Raw genomic sequence first — 18,685 nt, forward strand, 5'->3', positions numbered from 1 at the left:
TTTCACCTAACCTTTGCTTCTTGAATGCACTGCCTTTATTATCTTTTTACACCAGCCGCTTCATACATCTTTTGAAAAAGGAATAAAGGACGGCCAGCGCCGCCAATCCGGCCAGGACGGCTCCCAGGACGGTAAAGCCCCAGGGCAGCGTCAGACGCCACCAGTCCGCCAGCGGGGCCGTCACATCCATCTCGGGCAGGTAAGGAGCCCAAACGCTTCGCGTGGACGCAAGCGGCTCCCAGAGCAGGAACACGGCGATGGCAGCCAGAATCCCGTGCGCGAACCGGGCGGCCAGGAACGGCCAGTAGCGGAGGCTTGTGTGCTGCAGCAGGCTGACAATCTGCGCATGCACGGACAGACCGGCCCAAGAGAGCACCCATGCGGCGATCGCCGTTTTATAGAGAAGCGGGATGTGCTCTCCGGCTCCGCCTGCGGCCTTGGAGCCCAGGGTAACCTCGAAGATCCCGTTCGTTACCGCCTGGGACAGCGACTCCGGCATCCCAAACAAGTGCAGTATTGCATTTATCCCTATGTAGCAAAAGTTCATGATATGCGCGGAAGTCATCACTTCCATCACAACGGAGAAGAAAACGACCAGGCCGCCGACCACCATATTAAGCTGCAAAGCGGATTTAATGCCCTGCAGCAGCATTTCGCCCAAGCCCCGCCCGTCCCGCATCCGCGCATCGTGCATGGTGTTGAAGGCTCTGACGAACAGATTCGCCGACGGGGTGCCAGGGGAAGCCGCTGTATTGGCTGCGGCCTGGGCATGAGAAGGCTTGGCCCCGTGGAAGCGCATGAAGAGCCCCAATACGACCGCCGAGCCGTAATGAGCGGCGGCAAGCACGACGGCGAGGCTGGCGTCATGAAAGAAGCCGACGGATACCGCGCCGATCAGAAAGATGGGGTCGGAGGTGGTCGTGAAGCTGACGAGCCGCTCTCCTTCTTCGCGGTTGACGAGTCCCTGGTTCCAAAGCTGGGATGTCAGCTTGGCCGCCACAGGATAGCCTGCCGCGAAGCCCATGGCCATTACGAACCCCCCGATGCCGGGGATACGGAAGATGGGGCGCATCAGCGGATCGAGCAGCGTGCCGAAAAAATGGACGATGCCGACGCCGAGCATCATTTCCGAAATGACGAAAAACGGGAACAGCGCCGGGAACAGCACGTCCCACCAAATGGCGAGCCCTTTCAGTGAAGCGCGCAGCGACTCGGCGGGAAAAACGACCATTAAGCCTAATAAGGCAACCAGCAAAAAGGCGATCATGTAGACCGATAGGAATGGTTTTGATTTCATGGGGGCCTCCTAAGAAACGATAACGGACTTAAGTTCTCTCATCTGTTACTTATATGAGCGGGAGGGGGGAGACATGCCTGCGCGACTTTAGCCAACCGTAATGGAAGCCATGTATTTTTGGGAAATAAGCAAAAATCCCCCACAAAGTGGGGCCTAGGCTTCGAGGCGAACGCAGGTACTTTGCGGGGACCCCGAAAATTTATAAATGCTGATATGTGAAAAAAGGACAAGCAAATATAAAAAAATAAGTCGCGCTTTTAAATTTGCTGAAATTTCACTCTACTTATGGTACAATAGTACCAATATGAGAATGGGAGATGATCCTTATGATGAGCGTAATTGCTGGAATTCTCGTATGTGCTTTCGTATACGTCATTAGGGAAACGTTAATGACCTCCGGAGAAGAGGACTTGGAGGGTTAGCGAGAATGAATAGCTTAGCGGCTTCTGCACAGGATTAAGATGCTAATCGCATGCGCATTAGCATCTTTTTTTGTTATCGGGTTTTACTGAAATGCGGCTGCACGCCCGGCAGCGATTATGAATTAGGAGGGATTCCTTTGTCCGATCCGCAGGATACGAAGCAGGCAATGACACCTTACGATGCGATGGGAGGAGCGGAGACGATCCGCAGAATAGTGGATGCCTTTTACCCTTTGGTTCAGGCTCATCCGCTTCTGGGACCTCTATTTCCGGAGGATATTCATCCGGTGATGGATAAGCAGTATATGTTTCTAACGCAGTTTTTCGGCGGGCCGCCCCTGTACTCCGAGCAGTACGGCCATCCGATGATGAGAGCCCGGCACTTGCCGTTCGAAATTACGCCGCAGCGCGCGGAAGCTTGGCTCGGCTGCATGAAGCAGGCTCTCGAGAAGACCGGGATGGAGCCGGAACTTCGCGCGTTTGTCCTCGATAGGCTGAGAGGGCCTGCGACGCACTTTATTAACACGCAAGCTTGAGAGTTCGGCTTCGAACCGAGCAGACCCGAATAAGTCGGACCGGACAAGTAAAGGCCTGTCCGGACTACATAAGCGTAAGGCAGGAGGAATGGAACCCGTGGTCGAGCCGTTATTTCAGGTAAGCGTGGATTGCGCTTACTGCCAATCCCCATTTCAAACATCCCGCGTGCGTCCGAGCTTTAAGAAAGCAACGCAGACGGATACGGATTTTTGCATTCATTATAAAGAAGTGAATCCGGATTTTTATGTTGTAAGGGTATGTCCGCAGTGCGGGTATGCAAGCACCGAGAACACCGCGTCCCAATTCACCCCTGCACAGAGGGCCGTATTCAAGGAAAAGGTTGCCGATCATTGGACCGCCAAGGATTACGGGGGAGAACGGAACTGGGACGATGCGCTGCAGACGTACAAGCTGGCGCTGCTGTGCGCCCAGATCAAAAGCGAAAAGGGCCGCGTGATGGCGGGGCTGCTGCACCATATTGCCTGGCTGTACCGGTATAAGCAGGAGGAAGAGCAGGAGAAACGCTTTCTCCGATTTGCGCTTGAGGCCTATACTTCCGTCTTTGAAACGGAAGCCGGTGAAATTAACAACGCCAGGCTGATGTACCTGCTTGGAGAGCTGAGCCGGAGGCTGCAGCAGTATGGAGATGCCATCAAATGGTTCGGGCGCGTGATCAACGACAAACGAATCATGGATGCGGGCATGATCCGCGCTTCGCGTGAGCAGTGGGCGGTAACGAGAGAAGATATGCTGGCCGCAAAGCTGGAGCTGCCGGAAGAAATGAGAACCAGCTGAGAGCGGGACAGGCTTGCCTAATAGTATGCATGCCTGTCTTTTTTTCGTTTCATGAGGCTGACGTATTAAATATTTATCAAAAACGTCCTATTTTCATGCGAAGATGCTAAGATGAACGGAGGAGTAGACTCGGGGGAGGATCCTTATGTTTGAACATGCCAGAGCAAATAACACGGCCCGAAGCGCGGCAGCCGGTCTGAACTCAGCCGACCGGCAGCAGGAGACGACGCCTGCGTCCTTTCAGGAAAGCGTTCCAAGTCTGCTCAGTCCGCTAGGACTGTCCAAGGGAAACGCCATACGTCTGCAAAGGGTTGTCGGCAACCAGGTCGTGCAGCGGATGTTGGCCCCTGCGCAATTTGCGGACAAGCCCGCCATTCAGCGTGAGCCGGAGGCCGCTGCAGCAGAAGCGGCAGCGCCCGAGGCAGCAGAGGCTGCGGTTCCGCAAAGCACCGGCGCAGGCCTTGCTGTGCCGCCGGCAGCCGGTATGGAGGCGGCAGGCTCTGCGCCGCCGCTTGCCGGGCCGGTGCTTGGCGCAGGAGGCGCCCCTGCCGGCGCGGCGCCAGCGCAAGCGTGGACGCGCAGGGAGTCGGCGCGGGATTTGAGCCATTACCATAACTATCATACGGTCTATCAATGGCTGAAGGGCCGGGCGGAAACGGAGAAGAAGAGCGGTTTGTTCAGCTACTTCGACGAGCTGTCTGCCGGTGAAAAAATGTTTGCGATAAAAGCGATGTGCAATCAAGAGCGGGTCCCGAGTATACAAAAGGTAAAAGAAACGATGCTGACCGGTATTTTCACCAAGACGCTGGATTGGGACAAGTTTTCCGAAATCAGCCGCGAAGCGAAGGCCAAGAACATCAGGAACTATAACGCCGATCAAACGCGTGACTACGCCTCCTACACCGCAATCGGTACGTCTGCGGCGGCGGGAGGCGTATCGGGAAGCGCTACAATCAGCGCCGGACTGGGCGCGGGCAAAGCGCTGGGGGTGGCCAATTCGGTCGCGCCTGCGGCAGGCGTGCTGAGCGGCGTGGCGTCGATTTCGCAGATTTATAATGCTTCGCAAAATTATGACGAGAGTCTGTCGGCCGTAGATAAGGCCCAGCTGATCGGTACGGAGGGTTCCGGCGGGCTTGCCGACCTGACCCGATTCTCGGCAGGCACGGTGAACAGCGTGAGAACGTTCGGAGGTATGGCCGCTAACGGAGCGGCTACCGCCGCAGCAGGCGCCGCCGGCATCGTCGGGGGAGCGGCTTATCTCGCAGGCGGTGTCGCAGGTTATATTGAGAACGGCCGAAATCAGAAAAAGCTTAATGCGCTGGAAGAGCAGTTTAATACCCGGGCCGCGGCGGATCAGCATCAGAGGGAGCTTGGTTTGGCTGCACACTTGGGCGGTTCCACGCAGGCGATGAATAAAAGCAAGAGCGCCGCAACCGCTGCCAAAGGGGCTCTTATGATTGCGGGAGGCGCTCTGCTGATTGCGGCAGCCGCCTCTCCGGCGGGGCCTATTCTGCTGGCGGCAGCGGCTATTATCGGCGGGATCGGCGCGCTCGTTAAATTTTACAGGAAGTCCAAGCGCAAGGAAGCTTTTGTCGACAAGGCGCTCCAGGTGAACCGGGAGATGGCCAAGCCGGAGATGGCCGGAGCCAAGAGAGAGCAGGTGCGGCAGCAGCTGCTGGAAGCCCAAGGCTTCAACAGTGTCGACCAGTGTTATGCCCAGCTTGTCACGGATCTCGCCACCATGCTGTATGAAGGCGGCGTTACCGGACAGGACGAGGAATGTCAATCCGTTATCGAGGGTCTTGGCCTGAAGATCGACAAGGCCAAGAAAAAGCCGGGCAAGGAGCTTATCGCCAAAAAGCTGCATACATAGCGTAAGTTTGGAATGGAGGTAGCGGTAGCATATGACATCTCTTATCGAGAGTCCGGATTTCTTTCTGCGTCAATTCCAGCAGTACTATACCGAGAGAGATATTAGAAATGATTGGGCAGAGCCGGCTGAAGAGTCCCCTTATGCATCCTTCATATTGCGGTTTGACGAGATAGGGGAGCGCAGTGCCGTTATGGATCTGGAGCTTTGCTTCTTACCCGGGCTTGAAGCGTTGTCGCAGGAAGGCGCTTATATTTTACAATCGTTTGCCGTTATGACAGCAAACGTTTCGCCCGCCGCTTATGAAAGCTTGTTAACGGAGATAGCCCGAATCAATATCCAGCTCCCGGTTGGAGCATTCGGTTTGTTCACGGACACGGGCGTCCTTTATTTCAAGCATAATACGATGCTGCATAGCGAATGGCTCCGCAGCCAGGTTGCGCTGGAGCATGTCGACCGGCAGAACGCCTTGATTGTTCATCAATTGTATTTGTTCTCCGATAGGCTGCTGGACTTGGCCGGCATCCCGCGCGAGTAGGCGAATCCTGAAGAACGGCTCATCTATATATTCATAACAAAAAAAGACCTGCACACCGTTGTCATGCCGGATGCAGGTCTGTTTCGTGATTGCAGGGCTTACGATCCATGCGGACACCCGGCGCAGATCAAGGGAATAAGGTCAGCGGCGGTTTCTTAAAGGCTGCTTGGCAAGCAAATAATCGCGATCGGCATCCATCAAGGTAACCCGGTTATGGCAGCATGGAAATACAAGCAGCCGCTTCACACCGCGGGACAGCTCGGGAAGATCCTTCTTCTTGATCGGCAGCAGTACATTAGATTCGCTGCAAAACGGACATTCGTTCACATAAATGTCCTGCTGTATGATCTCATAAGGCCAGGTGTTTTCAAAAGGGATCATGATCAGGACTCCTGCTTCGGGCCGCCGTCCGCTTCGGAAGCCTTGTTGTCGGATGAGGATTTGGCAAGCTCAGCCAGCTTCTGCAGAAGAATATGCTGCGGCATATGCATCAGATGCTCCAAGGGAACGTTCAGCTGCTTGGCCAGCTTCTGTGCGGTTTCGGGCGAGATCTGCAACGGTTTCATGATGCGGTTCACTCCTGTCCATAGATCTATTGTCCTCATTTAAACATAGCGGAAATGATAATTCAACCATAATATGGGTAACGATTCTTTTTTGTTCCCGTGTTTATTATGGTTTAATATGTATTGTAACTAATTTTGAAGAAAGGTGCGATGCTGAAATGAAAAAGCCATTGCAGCAAACTTGGAATCTGGAAACATTTTTCCCTGGGGGGAGCTCTTCCCCTGCGTTTCAAACCTTTCTTGAAGAAATCGGGCAGCGGGTGGGCGCGTTCGAAAAGCTGCTCGATGAGATGAGCGCTGCAAAGCCTGCGGAGGATGCCGTCTTCATGTCTGCGCTGGAGCTGCTTCAAACCATCGCCATGCAGACCCGGGAAGCGGATTCGTTCGTGTCCTGCCTTGCCGCGGAGAATCAAGCGGATAAAAAGGCCATCATTCTCGCCGGACGTATGAAAAGCTTGTCGGCTGCTTACGCCTCCGCGTTAACCCGATTCGATCAGCTGCTGGCCGAAATCGACGATAGCGCCTGGGAAGCTCTGCTGCAAAGGCAGGAGCTGAAGGACATCGCTTATCCGTTAGCGGAGCGAAGAGTGCTGGCCGCGGAGAAGCTGCCGCCGGAGCAGGAAGCATTGGTTAACGATCTGACCATCGACGGGTACCACGGCTGGGGAGAAGCTTATAACACGACGGTCAGCAAGTTTCGGATCACGCTCGAGGAACAAGGCGAGCGGGTGGAATTGTCTGCCGGCCAAGCCGCGAACCGGATGCACAGCGCGGATCGGGCCGAGAGACAACGGCTGTTTCAGCTGTGGGAGGAACAGTGGGCCGAGCATGCGGATTACTGCGCCGATGCGCTGAATCATCTGGCCGGCTTCCGCTTGAAGCTCTACGAGCGCCGCGGTTGGAAATCGATACATAAAGAGCCTCTTGCCATCAACCGGATGTCCAAGGAGACCCTGGATGCCATGTGGGGCGTTATTGAGCGGGGGAAGGACGTCTTCGTCCAATATTTGAACCGCAAAGCGAAGCTGCTTGGCGTAGAGAAGCTGAGCTGGTACGACGTAGAAGCACCGGTCGGGCAGGGAAGCAAGCATTTCAGCTACGACGAAGGGGCGGAGCTGATCGTGGAGCAATTCCGCCGCTTCAGCCCGAAAATGGCCGATTTTGCCGTGACGGCCTTCGAGGGGGCATGGATTGAAGCTGAGGATCGGCCGGGCAAAAGACCGGGCGGCTTCTGCACCTCGTTTCCGATCAAGGAGGAAACCCGGATTTTTATGACTTACGCAGGCACGGCATCGAATGTAGCGACTTTGGCGCATGAGCTCGGCCACGGCTATCATCAGCATGTCATGAACGACCTGCCGGCCTTGGCGCAGGATTATGCGATGAACGTAGCGGAAACGGCGTCGACGTTTGCGGAAATGGTTGTAGCCGATGCGGCGGTGAAAGGGGCTGCCTCCGAGGAGGAGCGGTTGACGCTGCTCGAGGATAAAATTCAGCGCTCGGTTGCTTTCTACATGAACATTCATGCCAGGTTCTTATTCGAAACCCGTTTCTATGCCGAACGGGAACAGGGGCTGGTCAGTGTGGAACGCCTCAACGAGCTGATGCTGGAAGCGCAGAAGGAAGGCTATCGGGATGCGCTGGCTGAGTATCATCCTCATTTCTGGGCCTCCAAGCTGCATTTCTACATTACCGAGGTGCCGTTCTATAATTTCCCGTATACGTTCGGTTACATGTTCAGCGCGGGGATTTATGCCGAAGCGCTGCGGCAGGGCGAAGCGTTCGAGGAGAAATATATTTCGCTGCTGCGGGATACGGGCCGGATGAGCGTCGAGGAGCTGGCGGAGAAGCATTTGGGTGTCGATCTGCGCAAGCCCGATTTCTGGCAGCGCGCGATGGATTTATCCGTCGAGGACGTGGAAGCCTTTATGCGTTTAACGGAGTAGCAGGGGCTGGAGCTTGAACCGTCGAGCTCGTGTTTGCGCCGGATGGGGCGATGCAGCGAGACGGGGCGAGGGCTGTTAAGCCGGAGGCTGTGTTTGTACAGCAGCAGACCGGCCCGGTGGTCTTTGCTGTTTTATGAAAAAAGAAGCCGGCCGATGAAGAACATCGGCCGGCTTCTTGGTTGCTACAGTTTGAATACCTGGATCGTCTGCTGCAGCTGGGTGACCAGCTTGATCATTTCCTCGGATTGCTGGACGATCGCCTGGACGGAATGAATCTGCTCATTCATCGAGGCGGAGACCTCCTGGTGCCCTGCGGCCGATTCCTCGGTGATCGCGGAGATGCTCTCCATCGTACCGGAAATCCGCTGCGCGCTGCTTAGCATCAGCTCGCTCTCGCGGGCGAATGCGGCAATCTGCTCGGAAATAAATTTGACGCTGTCCACGATTTCGCCGAACACGCTCTCCGTCTCTTCAATGAGCTCCGTCTGCTTATGGACGATCTGCTCATTTTCTGCGATATGGGTCAGTGCCTGGCGAATGCCTTCCTCAATGCTCCGCACGAGATGGAACACTTCCTTGGTGGAGGTAGTGGATTCCTCGGCAAGCTTGCGCACCTCCTGGGCGACGACGGCAAAGCCTTTACCGTGCTCACCGGCGCGGGCCGCTTCGATCGAAGCGTTCAAGGAAAGCAGGTTCGTCTGCTCGGCGATTTCGGAGATCGTGCGGGTAATCTGGGAAATGCCTCCGGCCTGCTCGGCCAGCCGGTCAATCGTTTGCGACACGTTAGCGGTGGCGGCTACGTTGCGCTTCATGCCATCGCTTTGGGTTTCTACAGCCTGCAGCCCCTTTTCAACGAGCTGAATCATTTGTCCTGAACGTAAATTCATTTCTTGAGTGGAGGAGTTGAAGGAAGTAACCTTTTCTTCGATGTCCTTGGTAGCCAAAGAAATATCGGAAATTTCCTCGGAGATCTGGTTCGCCCCTGCGGCCAATTCATTGGAAGAAACCGCTACCTGATCGAGCACCGTTTTGAGGTTTTCGTTTTTAAAATAAATATCCCGGCTCGAATCGAATACATGCTTCGACATGCTGCCGGTGTCTTTCAAAATGTCGCGAAGCTTGTCCATCATTTTATTGAAGGAGGAGCCCAGCTCGCCGAGAGCATCATCGGTTTGAACCGCTACCTTCTGGGAAAAATCCCCCTTAGAAATATTCATGGCCACGCGGGTAATATTGTTAATCGGCTCTGTAAGCGCTCTCTCAAACCAGTTTATAAAAGGAAATGTAAGTCCAAGCATAATAATGAGAAATACAATCCCCAGCACAATGTGCTCAGACGATTGCAAAATCAGGGCGAGCAGGGCGAGGGAATAAATACCTGCAAGAAGATAGCAGCCCCATTGTAATTTTTTCTTAAAAGATAAGGCTTGGAACCAGTTCATCAGCATGTCCCCTTTGGCATGAATGTTAAATTCTTACTATAAGAGATTATAACATCACGGGGTAACATGGTCTATACCTATGGTCGTAAGTTTGTCGGACTCGTACAAAAAATATCGAAATTTGACTGAAGCCTCAGGAGTTGCACAGAGGAAGCGCCTATTATATAGTGAAGCGGAAAGGCTAACATGAGTCAGCAGATGCATAAAGCAAAACATATCAGGAACAGGGGATGAGGATATGTTTACAATTGAAGGGATTCATCATGTCAGTATTGCGGTTCGGGATTTGGCGAGGGCCAAGGCATTCTACGAGCAGGTGCTGGGCCTGCAGGAGATGGAGCGGCCGCCCTTTGATTTTCAGGGAGCCTGGTATGCGGTCGGGACGGGGCAGCAGCTGCACTTGATCGTCCACGAAGGGGAAACGCTCAGGCAGGGGGAGATTGACACCCGTGACGGGCATTTCGCCATCCGTGTAGCGAGCTATAAGGAAACCAAGGCGTGGCTGGAAAAGACGGGCGTGCCCTTCGAGGCGCGGCCTCATGCCAGAGCGGGTTTTCCGCAAATTTATGTGCTGGACCCGGATCGCAATGTGATCGAATTGAATGCGGACCAGCTGGATGAATAGGTTAGGAATAAGACAATAGACGCAGATCTATTGTCTTATTTTGTCTTATCTTGATGAATAATAGGAAGTTTTCTGAAAATTGTAATTTATTGTTGATTCATAGTAAATATTTACATATAATAGTGCTACAGCCCTAGAATAACAAAAAATACCATTTTAAACAGATAGGAGGATGTTAATGTTTTTAGAAAATGTGCCTTTGGCCAGACAGCTTGATATTGTATTTCGTGAGATTAAACAAGAGCTGGTTCAGCTGACCTCAGGAACGGTTTTTGTACAAATCCGCAACAATGTGGTCGGCAAATTCGGGGTAAGGGCGTTCCCGCTCGAGAGCCGGGGGACGGAGCTTATGAAAATGGACGCAGGCTTGTCGGAGAGAGACGTTCAGTCCTTTCACCAAACGGCCGTCGAATCGCTGAAGATGAAAAGGTGGTCGCACGGAGAGATTTTATTTGAATTCGCGATGAAGAAAAATTTGCTGTGCACAAGCGTGTCTTTCGAGTCCAATTATAATATGGCCAGCATACTGGCCGATTCGGAGCAGAGAAGAAGATAGCAAGCAAGCGCATTCCTTATCCATTTTACCGCACTTATCCTTCGTTCCTTTTATTCCTAATTTTATTGCAAGCAAACCGTTCTTCCTGAGGGAGAGCGGTTTTTTCATAAAAAAAGGCGACCCCTAGGCGGAGTCACCTTTGCGTAAGTATAAGGGTAAATCATTATCTGGAGAACTTGCCAGCCAATTGTTGTTCAGCGATTTGAACCAGACGACGAGTGATGTGGCCACCGATTGCACCAGTGTCACGAGTTGCCATGAAGCCATAGTAACCGTCTTGAGGAATTTGGATACCCAATTCCTGTGCCACTTCGTACTTCAGTTGATCCAGAGCGGCATTTGCTTGAGGAACAACTAAAGAGTTGCTGCTGCGGGATTGTCCTTGTGCCATGTTTATCACCTCCGTTCATGAGGTAGTATGTGCCAAAACCGAAAATATACACATGTGCAAAACTGGAAATTTAACCCACTTGCGAATCCGGGTTAGCAGCCTGCCGTTGGCTTCGCCGCTCAAAGCCCTATATAATAATAGCAGAGACATGGATTAGCGAAATATTACATAGTGGGGAGGGGAGCGCGTGTTTTTGCTGAACTGCTCGAACTGGTCATGGGATAAAGATTTACAGATCATCCATGCGGATGTGAGGCTTGAAATCGACGGAGAAGTGCTGATCGACGAACCGCTGTGCATTGACGTCGGCCTTCCCGCGATGCTGTTAAGCATTAGCCGGGATACGGAGCCGAACCGCTGGGCGCCGGCGGACGAATGGATGAGTATGCCGTTTTTTTGCTGCGGCTGCGGCGACCCGGAATGCAGAGCGTATTCTTTTCGTGCAAGACATAGGGAAGAAGGCTATATCGAGCTGACCGAATTGGAGGAACGCGAAGGCGCTCCCGCGAGGGAACAAGGCATTTACAGCATTCCGCTGCAGGCATATAAATCGGCGGTGGAGGACGTTGCCGGACATTACCTCAAGTTCGTGGAGGAACTGGATTACCGCCCCTATTTTGCAGATTCGGTCAAGGTGGTTCGGGAGCTTCTGAAAGCTCCGGTTTGAACTATGAAGGGAGATGGAGATATGGTGCTAAGCAAAGAAGCGATCCGGCAAAAGCTTGCCGAGCAGCCGGTGCAGCTGCAGGATGGCACACGGCTTCCGAAGCTGGGGCAGGGAACCTGGTTCATCGGGAATCATCCGGATAAGCGGCAGGAGGAAATCCGGGCGCTGCGGACCGGCATCGAGCTGGGCATGCGTCTGGTCGATACGGCGGAGATGTATGGCGAAGGCCGCGCCGAATCGCTGGTCGGCGAAGCGGTGCAGGGCATCCGCGACGAGGTATTTTTGGTGTCCAAGGTGTACCCTCACCATGCCGACAGAAAGCAAATCATCCGCAGCTGCGAAAACAGCCTGAAACGGCTGCAGACGGACCGGCTGGATCTGTATCTCCTGCACTGGCGGGGGAGCGTTCCTTTGAGCGAGACGGTCGAAGGCATGGAGCGGCTGGTCGAGCAGGGGAAAATATTGCGCTGGGGCGTATCCAACCTGGATACGAAGGATATGAAAGAGCTGTTCGGCTTGCCCGAGGGGGCCCGCTGCGCGGTAAATCAAGTGCTGTATCATCTTGGCTCGCGCGGTATTGAATTTGATTTACTGCCATGGCAAAGAGAGCGGTGCGTCCCTACGATGGCGTATTGTCCTCTGGCGCAGGCTGGTTCCTTACAAAGAGGCTTGACGGAGCATAAGACGGTGAAGGAGATAGCGCGCAAATACGGGCTTGGCCCGCTGCAGCTGCTTCTGGCCTGGTGCATACGGCAGGACGATATCATAGCGATTCCTAAAGCTTCTTCCGAGGCCCACGTTCTTGAAAATGCAGCCGCCGTCTCCGTCCGTTTATCGGAGGAGGATCTGGTCCTGCTGGATCAGGCGTTCCCGCCTCCGAGCCGAAAGGTGCCTTTGGATATCGTATAAAAAAAGGATAGCGCCTCTGGTGAGGCCTCTGAAAGCTAGCGAAGTGTATGGGATCGTTCTGTAGAAGCGAAAACAACAGTTATCGGAAGCATGTTCCGTACTCGCAGCGATGACTTTTCCAGTGGCCTCCCGCTGGTCGAGATCTAGCGCGTGGAATGGGCCGGGGCCAGGCTTTCTGCAAAAGGTACCGTAACCGAGAAAAAAGAAGAGAGCGTCCGCTTGAGCCGGAACTGCAGCTCCGGCTCAAGCGGACGCTCTTTTTTTGCGTTGATTCGTGATTCAGGATGACAGGCGAAAAGCCGGCTTCCTGCAAGGCGAATCAGGATTTGTAGCTTAGCTCCAGCTTCACTTCCAGCTCGAGCGCTGCGCCTGGGGCAATCGATTGAACGCCGGTCACATCGGCAGGCAGATCGATATTCGGCGCATTCGTGACCCAAGTATACGGCTCAAGGCATACGAAGTCGCGCGCCTCGCCTTTGGTATAAATAACCCACTGCTTAAATGCCGAAGAGCCGCTGTAGCGAAGCTCCAGATCTTCGCCGGAGAGCACGGCCAGGCAGGGGTTGCCGCTGCCGATTTGGAACACGGTATCCAGATTCTGGCCTTCCAGGCGGAGTCCCTCCGTGATCGCAGACAAGGAGCCGAGAGGTGCGATATGACCAAGCGGAATGTTGTCCGCATCCAGCTCCCAGATCCCGGATACCGGGACTTGCAAAGTCCATTTGTCCGGCTCGCCGTTCAGCAGGAACCACGTATGCAAGCCGTAGCCGAACGGAGCGGGCCGGCTTCCCTTGTTGCGCACGTTTAACCGGTGGCTCAAGGCAGCGCCCTGGAGCACATAGGTGACCTCCAGCTCCAAGGCATGCGGATATTGGCGCTGGACATTGGCATCCCCGCTCAAGTCGATCGAGCTGGTGATGAACAGGGCGCCGTCTTTTTCACCGGTCTGCACGACCGACCAGGGCTGGCTTCTCAGCATGCCGTGAATGTGATGTCCTGTGGCATGGTTGATATCGAATTGATAGGTCTGTCCGTTCAGCTCGAAGCGGCCGGCGCGAATCCGGTTCGGCGGCATAAGAATCGGGGTGCCGTATTGGACGGGGGCGTCCGCCATATCGCTTGGAGAGGTCGGGACGCGCAGCAGCTCGCGCTGCAAGGTTTTGTCCCAGATGCTGTAAACGTTGTTGCCGATAGCCGGACAGACGGATACGATGAGGTGGTCGTTTTCGAGCGTGTAGGCAGGGGTGCCCTGCCAGTCGATGCGTTGAATCATGCGATAGCTCTCCTTCTCCTGCTGGATTTTAACTGCCAAAGTCGAGGTTCGGGTAAACGTACTGGGCCTTGGACGGATCAGCCTTCGCGATTTTCTCCACCTTCAGCTTCATGACGTCCATATCGTTATAGGCGGCCTTTTCGATGGTACCGGTCACAGTGACCCAAGAATCGCTTGGGAAGCTGGCGGCACGGTCATATTCCACCAGCACGCCGAACGGCGACGCATCTGCCGAGCAGCATTGAACGGAAAAGCGTCCGACTACGAATTGGTTGCTTTTCATATCGTCCTGCCGGTACACGAAGCCGGTCAGCTCCAGTTTTTTTCCCACGAACCGATCCAAATATAAATCTACCGTAGTCAGTGTCTCTATGTACAGATCTTCTTTTACGCTGATGACATCGGACTGGTACAGCTGCTTTGCGTATTTGGCGAAATGCTCCGTAAATTTATCGGACGGGAACAGGCCCTCCTGCTTGGTCTGCGCCGCTGAGCCTGAGGCCGAAGAGGCAGCTCCGGCATTTCCGGACGCCGAAGCGGGCGGGGACTTGGGCTGGGACAGCTCGGCGGATTCTTTTTTCACATTGCTTGAGCTGCTTAGATTCATTCCTTTCTTGGCGGCCAGAGCGCTCCCCATTGAAGTGTCGGGCAGCAGGAAGCCGAGCAGCAAGGGGAGTGCGAACAAACCGTAGATCACCGTATTTTTAAGGATGGAGGTGGATGGAGTATGGTCATGATCCTGATCGCAATCGCAGGCCGCAGGGTCGTTCCAGAAGCTTCGGAAAGCCAGATAAACCTGGTATACCGCGATAAAGTACAGTGCAATGGCGGACCATTTCACATAATCCACCATCCGGGGAGCGATATAGTACAGGATGTAATCGGTTTTGACGAGATAGGCGATATAGGCGGCAAAGCCGAATAGAATGGCGGATTTGATGACATGGTGCAGACTGAGTATTCGCGGACTCACTTGCGCACGCTCCTTTATGTATTATGACGTGAAAAACAGCCGTTCGAACAGCAGGGATCCGACCAGGACAACCGCTATGATCCAGGCCGACAGCGCCAGCACGAACCGGGTCCGGAACGCCGACAGCAGCATCAGCATGCTCTTGATGTCGAGCATCGGTCCAAACACCAGAAAGGTGAGCAGGGAGCCGGTGGAGAAGGTCGTGCTGAAGGAGGAAGCGACGAAGGCGTCGGAGGTGGAGCACAGCGACAGGATGAAAGCGAACGCCATCATGAACAAATGGGAGCCGAGCTGCCCCTGTCCGATCGAAATCAGGCTTTCCCGCGGCACCAGCGTCTGAATAAAAGCGGTGATCATGGCGCCGAACATTAAATATTTGCCCATATCGAAAAACTCGTCGGAGGCGTGGCCGAGTACGCCGAACAGGCGGCCCCATCTGCCGTCATAGTGTGCGTGGGAATGGTCGTGAGCGTGGGCAGGATGGTAAGAATGTCCATGCTCATGACTGTGCAGCGTTTGCGGACCGGGAGCCGCGCTGCCTGCGGCATAGGCGGCACCGTTGGAAGGCAGCGGGGCGTTATCGGCGGGCATCTGCTGCCCGGAAAGGGACGCCAGCGAGCTGCGCAGAGGATTGCCTTTGAAAAAGCGATAGACGATCAGCCCGATAATAAAGGCGACGACGAAGGCAAGCGCCATACGGGAGTAGGCGATCTCCGGGCGGCTGCGAAAAGCCATGTAGGTCGAGGCGTATACGACCGGATTAATGATCGGGCCGACCAGAATAAAGACGACGGCGATGTAAACGGGCATGCCTTTTTTCATCAAACGTCGAATGACGGGAATCATGCCGCATTCGCATAAGGGGAAAATAAGGCCGGCCACGCAGGCAAACAGAATGCCGAGCACAGGATTTTTCGGAATCAGCCGCCGGATCGTCTGCTCGGTCACGAACATTTGAAGCAGCGCGGACAGTACGACGCCAAGCAGCACGAAAGGAAAAGCCTCCAAAATAATGCTGATAAACAGCGTCTTGAAGCTTTGCATGGAATCGGTCGCCAGAAAGCCGAAATCGGGAAGCTGCTTTTGGGAAAAAATAAGAAACAGCAAAATAAGGCTGAGCAGCGCAAGCACGTTCGTACCCCATCGAAGGATCATCGTTTGCAAGATCGGTCTTCCTTTCTAATCGTAATTATTACTTTTTGTTAAAACGATTATTATATCTTATGCCGCATATTCCCGCTCTAGGACATGCAGACGCAACAAAATCGCGGGTTCGTGCAAAGGAATGGGGCGGAGGGGAGATTGACAGGACATAGTCATTTGATTATGATGAGAAAAAGCAATGACAGGAACAAGTAAACGCAAGCTGATTCTTTCAGAGAGCCGGTGGCTGCTGCGAACCGGTAGATAAGCTTCGTCGAATGGATCCTTGAGCTGATGGCTGAACTTTTGCAGACTCACCAGGCTCTGTGCGCTATACGGCAAGCAGGCTGCAGGTGGAGCGGCATTAATTTGCAAAAGGAAGCCGGTTCGGGTACTCTCCGTTACAAGAGCTTGAGGCTTGCGGTCTCGCTGCGGAACAACACCGCGCAGACCCGGCGAACTAGGGTGGCACCACGGTCCTTCGTCCCTTATGACGAAGGGCCTTTTTGTGTTGGGATGGGGTAACGAGCGGCAGGGCGTAAGGCGAAAGCGTAAGGCAAAGCTAAGGCAAAAGCATTGGCACAACTTGGCTTTCGGGTGCAGGGGGAGTCCCTCCGGCCGCTGTTGAAGCTGTGTTCTCTTTAATGGATTCAGCAGAGGGGAGAACACAGCTTCAAAGGCGGCACGTAAACTCTCCGGGACTCACCCTGACTCCCTGCCGCTCGTTATGTGAGGGGAAGAGAAAGAAAGGAGCTGAGCGGCCGCCAGCTCCGGGATGACTGTACCGGTATCGGTAAACCTCACCGGTCAAACGAAAAAAGCAAGCAACGGCAAGCACTAAAGAAGAACAATGGCAATAACAAAACACAAAAGAAAAACACAAAAGCAAAGCGCGACAAGAGAAAAAAACAAGAGCGTGATAAAAGAACAAAAGGGAGGACAAAAAAATGAAAAGAGTATTATCGGGTATCCAGCCAAGCGGTCAGCTGACCTTGGGGAATTACATCGGAGCATTGAAAAATTTCGTAGAAATGCAGCATTCGCACGAATGCTATTACATGGTTGTGGATCTGCACGCGATCACCGTGCCGCAGGAACCCGCGGCGCTGCGCGAGCAAACGGAAGCGGTATCCGCCCTATACATCGCGTCAGGGCTTGATCCGGCCAAAGCGACAATTTTCCTGCAGTCACACGTGCATCAGCACGCGGAGCTGGGATGGATGCTGACGACACTGACCTATATGGGCGAGCTGGAGCGCATGACGCAGTTCAAGGACAAGTCGGCAGGCAAGGAATCCGTAGGCGCCGGGCTGTTCACTTATCCGTCCCTGATGGCCGCGGATATCCTGCTGTATAACGCGGACCTGGTTCCGGTAGGCGACGATCAGAAGCAGCATCTGGAGCTGACACGCGATTTGGCGCACCGCTTCAATCAGCGGTTCGGCGACACGTTCACGATCCCGGAGCCGTACATCCCTAAGGTGGGCGCCCGCATTATGTCGCTGGACGATGCGTCCAAGAAAATGAGCAAGAGCAACCCGAACCAGGGCAGCTTCATCGCCATGCTGGATGATCCGGCCGTCATCCGCAAAAAAATCAGCCGCGCGGTAACGGACTCGGGCCGCGAAGTGAAGTATGACCCGCAGAACAAGCCGGAGGTCAGCAACCTGATCAGCATTTACGCGAACTGTTCGGGCAAATCCGTTGCAGAGATCGAAGCTTTATATGACGGCCAAGGCTACGGTCCGTTTAAGAAAGATTTGGCGGAGCAAGTCGTGGCGGTGCTGGAGCCGATTCAGCAGCGTTATCACGAAATCCGCAAATCCGGAGAGCTCTACGATATTTTGCGTCAAGGCGCGGAACGCGCCGCAGAGCAGGCGGAGAAGACGGTTAAAACCGTCAAGGAAAAAATGGGCTTCCTGGCCCGCTAACGCGAATCCAGAGGTTGAAAGAAATGCTTTTTATAGAGTGCTTGTCCCTATCGACGCAGATTAAGACTGCTTGCGCTGTTCCTGTTCTTCTCTGCGTCTTCTTTGTTTGGCTTTGACGACGAAGCCGAAGCCGATAAAGCCGAGAGAAGCCAGAGAGAAGAGAATTACAAGCCATAGGTTTCCCAGGCTGAGAGCCAGGCTGATGCCGGCTAACAGCAGCGTGCCTACAATGGCAAAAAAGAGAGCAAGTCCTTTGTTCATGCGGGTTCGTACCGCCTTTCTGATGAGTATTTGAAAATAAAAAAACTTTTTTCAAATTGTGCGTATACTTTTGGCCATACGTCACATAATAAGTTTGCAAGCTTGCAAATACATCAAAGATATCATTCAGATTGAAAGGAGTGCTGATCATCATGGCACAAGGACAATCCAGCAACAGTAACACTTTAGTAGTTCCACAAGCTTCTTCGGCTTTAGACCAATTGAAGTACGAGGTAGCTCAAGAGTTGGGTATTCAAATCCCACAAGACGGGTACTACGGTTACATGGCAACTCGTGACACAGGTGCAATCGGTGGTCATATCACTCGCCGTCTGGTGCAGATTGCAGAGCAATCGCTGGCAGGTCAATTCCGTTAATCTTCGAATGAATTTCACAAGCAACAAATGTATCATCATAGAAGCCCAAGGAGAAATCCTTGGGCTTTTTGATTGTAAGGAAAGCTTAAGCTGGTTAAGCGTCAGCGGCTAAGCCCTGCATGAGCCTGACCTGATAAGGCTTTAACGGCAAAAGAAGAGGGCTGCT

20 protein-coding genes and 1 other annotated feature are annotated in these 18,685 nt (G+C 53.7%); of the genes, 11 read left to right on the forward strand and 9 right to left on the reverse strand.

What is annotated here, in order from left to right:
- Positions 1-46: 46 nt before the first annotated feature.
- A complete protein-coding gene (gene ylbJ / locus ACHHV8_RS03510; protein WP_395156789.1) occupies positions 47-1,297 on the reverse strand; it encodes a sporulation integral membrane protein YlbJ in 1,251 nt (416 codons plus the stop codon).
- Between the two features lie 589 nt (positions 1,298-1,886).
- Here ylbJ and ACHHV8_RS03515 point away from each other — a divergent pair.
- The 4 genes from ACHHV8_RS03515 (at position 1,887) to ACHHV8_RS03530 (ending at position 5,459) form a co-directional block, all read left to right on the forward strand.
- Entirely contained in the window at positions 1,887-2,255 is a 369-nt protein-coding gene (locus tag ACHHV8_RS03515; RefSeq protein WP_395163412.1) for a globin domain-containing protein, read from the forward strand.
- 97 nt (positions 2,256-2,352) lie between these two features.
- On the forward strand, positions 2,353-3,051 hold the full coding sequence (locus ACHHV8_RS03520; RefSeq protein WP_395156791.1) for a DUF2225 domain-containing protein: 699 nt from the start codon (positions 2,353-2,355) through the stop codon (positions 3,049-3,051).
- Positions 3,052-3,196: 145 nt separating this feature from the next.
- Positions 3,197-4,924 (forward strand): hypothetical protein, encoded by a 1,728-nt coding sequence (locus tag ACHHV8_RS03525; RefSeq protein WP_395156793.1) that lies wholly within the window; start codon positions 3,197-3,199, stop codon positions 4,922-4,924.
- 31 nt (positions 4,925-4,955) lie between these two features.
- Positions 4,956-5,459, forward strand: coding sequence for a hypothetical protein (locus ACHHV8_RS03530; RefSeq protein WP_395156795.1), 504 nt, complete (start codon positions 4,956-4,958; stop codon positions 5,457-5,459).
- A 141-nt stretch (positions 5,460-5,600) separates the two neighbouring features.
- Here ACHHV8_RS03530 and ACHHV8_RS03535 read toward each other — a convergent pair whose 3' ends face one another.
- Together ACHHV8_RS03535 and ACHHV8_RS03540 are read right to left on the reverse strand one after the other, a co-directional pair.
- On the reverse strand, positions 5,601-5,840 hold the full coding sequence (locus ACHHV8_RS03535) for a hypothetical protein (RefSeq protein ID WP_395156797.1): 240 nt from the start codon (positions 5,838-5,840) through the stop codon (positions 5,601-5,603).
- Between the two features lie 2 nt (positions 5,841-5,842).
- Positions 5,843-6,025 (reverse strand): YycC family protein, encoded by a 183-nt coding sequence (locus ACHHV8_RS03540; protein WP_395156799.1) that lies wholly within the window; start codon positions 6,023-6,025, stop codon positions 5,843-5,845.
- A 158-nt stretch (positions 6,026-6,183) separates the two neighbouring features.
- Between ACHHV8_RS03540 and ACHHV8_RS03545 the strand changes: the two genes are divergently transcribed.
- Positions 6,184-7,971, forward strand: coding sequence for a M3 family oligoendopeptidase (locus ACHHV8_RS03545; RefSeq protein WP_395156801.1), 1,788 nt, complete (start codon positions 6,184-6,186; stop codon positions 7,969-7,971).
- 182 nt (positions 7,972-8,153) lie between these two features.
- On the opposite strand, the gene ACHHV8_RS03550 is transcribed toward ACHHV8_RS03545, so the two are convergent.
- Positions 8,154-9,413 carry a methyl-accepting chemotaxis protein gene (locus ACHHV8_RS03550; protein WP_395156803.1) on the reverse strand — a complete coding sequence of 420 codons (1,260 nt, stop codon included), beginning with the start codon at positions 9,411-9,413 and terminating at the stop codon, positions 8,154-8,156.
- 238 nt (positions 9,414-9,651) lie between these two features.
- On the opposite strand from ACHHV8_RS03550, the gene ACHHV8_RS03555 reads away from it, so the two are divergent.
- Together ACHHV8_RS03555 and ACHHV8_RS03560 are read left to right on the forward strand one after the other, a co-directional pair.
- Positions 9,652-10,038 carry a VOC family protein gene (locus ACHHV8_RS03555; RefSeq protein ID WP_395156805.1) on the forward strand — a complete coding sequence of 129 codons (387 nt, stop codon included), beginning with the start codon at positions 9,652-9,654 and terminating at the stop codon, positions 10,036-10,038.
- A 178-nt stretch (positions 10,039-10,216) separates the two neighbouring features.
- A complete protein-coding gene (locus tag ACHHV8_RS03560; RefSeq protein ID WP_395156807.1) occupies positions 10,217-10,594 on the forward strand; it encodes an O-methyltransferase in 378 nt (125 codons plus the stop codon).
- A 163-nt stretch (positions 10,595-10,757) separates the two neighbouring features.
- Here the strand turns inward: ACHHV8_RS03560 and ACHHV8_RS03565 are convergent, their stop codons facing one another.
- Positions 10,758-10,985, reverse strand: a complete 228-nt coding sequence (locus tag ACHHV8_RS03565) for an alpha/beta-type small acid-soluble spore protein (protein ID WP_395156809.1) — start codon at positions 10,983-10,985, stop codon at positions 10,758-10,760.
- A 187-nt stretch (positions 10,986-11,172) separates the two neighbouring features.
- On the opposite strand from ACHHV8_RS03565, the gene ACHHV8_RS03570 reads away from it, so the two are divergent.
- Both ACHHV8_RS03570 and ACHHV8_RS03575 read left to right on the forward strand, forming a co-directional pair.
- Complete coding sequence (locus ACHHV8_RS03570) at positions 11,173-11,652, forward strand: hypothetical protein (RefSeq protein WP_395156811.1); 480 nt, start codon at positions 11,173-11,175, stop codon at positions 11,650-11,652.
- Between the two features lie 21 nt (positions 11,653-11,673).
- Positions 11,674-12,561, forward strand: coding sequence for an aldo/keto reductase (locus ACHHV8_RS03575; protein ID WP_395156813.1), 888 nt, complete (start codon positions 11,674-11,676; stop codon positions 12,559-12,561).
- Between the two features lie 319 nt (positions 12,562-12,880).
- On the opposite strand, the gene ACHHV8_RS03580 is transcribed toward ACHHV8_RS03575, so the two are convergent.
- From ACHHV8_RS03580 to ACHHV8_RS03590, 3 genes are read right to left on the reverse strand one after another with little or no spacing between them, the layout of a single operon-like run.
- Positions 12,881-13,834 (reverse strand): aldose 1-epimerase, encoded by a 954-nt coding sequence (locus ACHHV8_RS03580; protein WP_395156815.1) that lies wholly within the window; start codon positions 13,832-13,834, stop codon positions 12,881-12,883.
- 28 nt (positions 13,835-13,862) lie between these two features.
- Positions 13,863-14,807: a TIGR03943 family putative permease subunit gene (locus ACHHV8_RS03585; RefSeq protein WP_395156817.1), complete on the reverse strand. Its 945-nt coding sequence runs from the start codon at positions 14,805-14,807 to the stop codon at positions 13,863-13,865.
- Between the two features lie 21 nt (positions 14,808-14,828).
- Positions 14,829-15,971 carry a permease gene (locus ACHHV8_RS03590; RefSeq protein ID WP_395156819.1) on the reverse strand — a complete coding sequence of 381 codons (1,143 nt, stop codon included), beginning with the start codon at positions 15,969-15,971 and terminating at the stop codon, positions 14,829-14,831.
- A gap of 169 nt (positions 15,972-16,140) precedes the next feature.
- Positions 16,141-16,442: a binding site (T-box leader), on the forward strand.
- Positions 16,443-16,897: 455 nt separating this feature from the next.
- Here ACHHV8_RS03590 and trpS point away from each other — a divergent pair.
- Complete coding sequence (gene trpS / locus ACHHV8_RS03595) at positions 16,898-17,881, forward strand: tryptophan--tRNA ligase (protein WP_395156821.1); 984 nt, start codon at positions 16,898-16,900, stop codon at positions 17,879-17,881.
- 60 nt (positions 17,882-17,941) lie between these two features.
- On the opposite strand, the gene ACHHV8_RS03600 is transcribed toward trpS, so the two are convergent.
- A complete protein-coding gene (locus ACHHV8_RS03600) occupies positions 17,942-18,142 on the reverse strand; it encodes a DUF5325 family protein (RefSeq protein ID WP_395156823.1) in 201 nt (66 codons plus the stop codon).
- A gap of 152 nt (positions 18,143-18,294) precedes the next feature.
- On the opposite strand from ACHHV8_RS03600, the gene ACHHV8_RS03605 reads away from it, so the two are divergent.
- On the forward strand, positions 18,295-18,519 hold the full coding sequence (locus ACHHV8_RS03605; RefSeq protein ID WP_094013828.1) for an alpha/beta-type small acid-soluble spore protein: 225 nt from the start codon (positions 18,295-18,297) through the stop codon (positions 18,517-18,519).
- The last annotated feature ends 166 nt before the right edge of the window (positions 18,520-18,685 follow it).

The sequence above is a fragment of the Paenibacillus sp. TAB_01 genome, from assembly GCF_043945595.1.
In the GTDB taxonomy this organism is placed as follows: domain Bacteria; phylum Bacillota; class Bacilli; order Paenibacillales; family NBRC-103111; genus Paenibacillus_S.

Excerpts from the sequence above, each read along its gene's own strand:
- ylbJ (WP_395156789.1), bottom strand. The coding sequence starts at position 1,297 with ATGAAATCAAAACCATTCCTATCGGTCTACATGATCGCCTTTTTGCTG.
- ACHHV8_RS03515 (WP_395163412.1), top strand. The coding sequence starts at position 1,887 with ATGACACCTTACGATGCGATGGGAGGAGCGGAGACGATCCGCAGAATA.
- ACHHV8_RS03525 (WP_395156793.1), top strand. The coding sequence starts at position 3,197 with ATGTTTGAACATGCCAGAGCAAATAACACGGCCCGAAGCGCGGCAGCC.
- ACHHV8_RS03530 (WP_395156795.1), top strand. The coding sequence starts at position 4,956 with ATGACATCTCTTATCGAGAGTCCGGATTTCTTTCTGCGTCAATTCCAG.
- ACHHV8_RS03535 (WP_395156797.1), bottom strand. The coding sequence starts at position 5,840 with ATGATCCCTTTTGAAAACACCTGGCCTTATGAGATCATACAGCAGGAC.
- ACHHV8_RS03540 (WP_395156799.1), bottom strand. The coding sequence starts at position 6,025 with ATGAAACCGTTGCAGATCTCGCCCGAAACCGCACAGAAGCTGGCCAAG.
- ACHHV8_RS03545 (WP_395156801.1), top strand. The coding sequence starts at position 6,184 with ATGAAAAAGCCATTGCAGCAAACTTGGAATCTGGAAACATTTTTCCCT.
- ACHHV8_RS03550 (WP_395156803.1), bottom strand. The coding sequence starts at position 9,413 with ATGAACTGGTTCCAAGCCTTATCTTTTAAGAAAAAATTACAATGGGGC.
- ACHHV8_RS03555 (WP_395156805.1), top strand. The coding sequence starts at position 9,652 with ATGTTTACAATTGAAGGGATTCATCATGTCAGTATTGCGGTTCGGGAT.
- ACHHV8_RS03560 (WP_395156807.1), top strand. The coding sequence starts at position 10,217 with ATGTTTTTAGAAAATGTGCCTTTGGCCAGACAGCTTGATATTGTATTT.
- ACHHV8_RS03565 (WP_395156809.1), bottom strand. The coding sequence starts at position 10,985 with ATGGCACAAGGACAATCCCGCAGCAGCAACTCTTTAGTTGTTCCTCAA.
- ACHHV8_RS03575 (WP_395156813.1), top strand. The coding sequence starts at position 11,674 with ATGGTGCTAAGCAAAGAAGCGATCCGGCAAAAGCTTGCCGAGCAGCCG.
- ACHHV8_RS03580 (WP_395156815.1), bottom strand. The coding sequence starts at position 13,834 with ATGATTCAACGCATCGACTGGCAGGGCACCCCTGCCTACACGCTCGAA.
- trpS (WP_395156821.1), top strand. The coding sequence starts at position 16,898 with ATGAAAAGAGTATTATCGGGTATCCAGCCAAGCGGTCAGCTGACCTTG.
- ACHHV8_RS03600 (WP_395156823.1), bottom strand. The coding sequence starts at position 18,142 with ATGAACAAAGGACTTGCTCTCTTTTTTGCCATTGTAGGCACGCTGCTG.
- ACHHV8_RS03605 (WP_094013828.1), top strand. The coding sequence starts at position 18,295 with ATGGCACAAGGACAATCCAGCAACAGTAACACTTTAGTAGTTCCACAA.